The organism is Streptomyces niveus (genome assembly GCF_001723055.1).
Lineage (GTDB): Bacteria > Actinomycetota > Actinomycetes > Streptomycetales > Streptomycetaceae > Streptomyces > Streptomyces niveus.
Genome location: NZ_MDCR01000224.1, coordinates 1 through 2,499, shown reverse-complemented (window position 1 = coordinate 2,499; position 2,499 = coordinate 1). Strand labels below are relative to the sequence as shown.

The 2,499-nt window shown below is 72.5% G+C and carries 2 protein-coding genes; both read right to left on the bottom strand.

What is annotated here, in order from left to right; all coding sequences use genetic code 11:
• Positions 1 to 686: class F sortase (locus tag BHU15_RS24775; RefSeq protein WP_079128356.1), on the bottom strand; the 686-nt coding region annotated here is incomplete at its 3' end.
• On the bottom strand, positions 683 to 2,362 hold the full coding sequence (locus tag BHU15_RS24770) for a DUF4331 domain-containing protein (RefSeq protein ID WP_069629224.1): 1,680 nt from the start codon (positions 2,360 to 2,362) through the stop codon (positions 683 to 685). The genes BHU15_RS24770 and BHU15_RS24775, both read right to left, overlap by 4 nt.
• Between the last annotated feature and the right edge of the window lie 137 nt (positions 2,363 to 2,499).

The following is a 2,499-nucleotide window of genomic DNA, read 5'->3' as shown; positions in this document are numbered from 1 at the left end:
GCGTAGACGACGAGGTTGTCGCGGTATTCGCCGCGCCCGCGGTCGTACGCGCCGCCGCAGGTGATCAGCCGAAGGGCCGGCGGGCCGGTGGTCGCGTAGACCTGGCTGTCGGGGAGGGCGTCCTTCTCGTACTGCCGCAGGGCCTGGACGGTGTACGCCGCGTCGGCGCCGTCCTCGCGGCGCAGGGTGATCCGGTCGCCGGGGCGCAGCGAGGACAGTCCGTGGAAGGCGCCGGGTCCGGTGGCGGAGTCGACGTGGCCGACGATCACCACCGCGCCCGGGTCGCCCGGCCGTGGCCCGTCGCTCCACCAGCCCACCCGGGCGGGGTCCTTGGGTACGCCGAGGCGGCCGTCCTGCCGCACCCGCAGTCCGAGGAGGCCCTGGTCGAGTCCGATGGCGGGTATGCGTATGCGGGCCGGGGGTGAGGCGGGTGTACGGCTCGCGGAGGGGGCGGCGGCCTCGTCCGGGCCGGAGTGGACGGGCAGGGTGCCTATGTCCGTCCGCGCGGCGGTCGGCTCGGGCGTCGACATCAGCGTGGAGACGCCGACGCAGGTCAGTGCTATGCCGGCGACTATCGCTCCGGCGGCGGCTGTTCGGCGCCCCGGCGGGCGCGATCCCCGGCCGTGGCGCGGTCGCCCGCCCCGCCAGGAGCGGGGCGGGCGACCGGAGAAGAGCGGGCCGGTCATGCCCGCTCGGCGCGCCGTCGGCGCAGGGCCATGACACCGGCGCAGGCGAGCAGCGCGCCGCCGCCCACGGCCGCGACGGGGCCGACGGGGAAGCCGCCGCCGAACGCGTTGCCGCCGAGGCCCGCGCCGACCCCGCCGTCGGGGTGGAGGGCGTCGGCCTGGTTGACGGCCGCGGTGTTGGGCAGCGCCACGTACGGGAACGAGTCACCGGGCTCGCGGTAAGGGGTGTCGACCTTGTCGCCGGCGGCCAGCGCGGGCACGATCTTGCCGGTCTGGGCGGCGCCTTCGAGCGCCTGGAGTTCGATGTCCACGACGTCGTCGTTGAGCCGGCGGCCGTTGGGGAAGCCGGCCAGGTCCTCACCCAGGACACCGAGCCGGTTGGGCTTGGCGGCGGGCGGGACGGACATGTTGAGCCGCAGCTCCTCGGCGGGCACGATCGCCGACTTGTCCGCGTCCTTGTTGAGCTGCTGCGCGTTGAGGTCGGCCTTGATCGGGCCGCACGCCTTGCAGATGCCGGTGAGGAAGATCTCGACCAGGTCGTTTCGCGGGGTGGCGGGGGCGGGGACCCCGTAGATGCTCTGGACGAGCTTGGGGACGATCGGGTCCTTCACCGCGTTCACGACCGGCGTGACGGAGGCGTCCTTGTCCGGGCTGAGCGCGTTGAAGGCGTCCTTGTACTTCAGCGGTACGACGACCTCGTTGACCAGCGGGTTGCCCAGGCGCGAGACCTGGCGCCAGCCGTCCTCGCCGCCCTTGTCGGGGGCGCCGCCGGCCTGCCCGTCCGTTCCCTTGCCGTCCACGGCGTCGGCGCTCTCGCCGCCCTTGCCGCCGGTGACGTCGGCGCCCTTGCGGTCGGTCGTGGACCACACGCCGATCACGGGGTTACGCGTGGCGTCGCCCTTCAGGGCCACGGACTTCTTCGGCACCTGGATGGCGATCGTGTTCACGTTGTACCCGGCGAGGGTGTTGTGGCCGGTCTCCGAGAGGTTGCCCCCGTACAGGAGGTCGAAGATCCGCAGATCGGCGAAGAACGGGTCCGACGTCTGGCCCGCCATCGTCTGGCCGCCGTCCGGCAGCTGCTTCACGGCCTGCTTGCGCAGTGACGCGTAGTCGGGCATCGACGCCTTGCCGACGTTGGAGGGGGCGGCGGGGGCGTCGTCGAGGAGCGTCCTGCGGTTGCCCGCGCTGTCGGTGACCGTCAGGTCGTACGTCTGGCGGAAGTTCAGGGTCGGGTCGTCCAGGTTCTTGACGACGCCGGTGTTGTAGAGGAACTGGTCCGCGGAGTCACGGATGTGGTCGGTGAACTCCCAGGTGTAGGTCGTGTCCGGCTTGCCGTCGCCGTTCGCGTCGATCTTGATGTTGTAGCGCGCGTCGTTGGCGAACGGGTAGAAGTTCGGCCCGCCGTTGGGCTCCTGGAACGGGATCCAGTTCGCCACCAGGGTGACGGTGTCGGGCTTGTCCGGGCTGGTGAAGGCGTACACGTCGGTGTTGTCGGCCTTCGGATCGCCCGCCGTCATCGGCGCCTCGCGGTGGCTGGACGCCGAACTGGTGGCGGGCGCGAGGCCGGTGACGGCCGCCGCGCCGACCAGCGCGAGGGTGCCGACCGAGGCGAGGGTGCGTTCGGCCCGGCGGGACGCGGGCTTTCGTCCGGGCAGGTGGAAGGAGCGCATGGTCATCCGATCCGGTGAGAGCCGCGTGGCCCCCGGTGTCCGAGGACGGCGCGGCTGAAGCTGCGGGGCTCCGGGCGTCACTCGGGCCCGCGAGGCGCCCTGATCGGCGATGGCTGCGCGGCATAAGTCCCACAATGTGACGT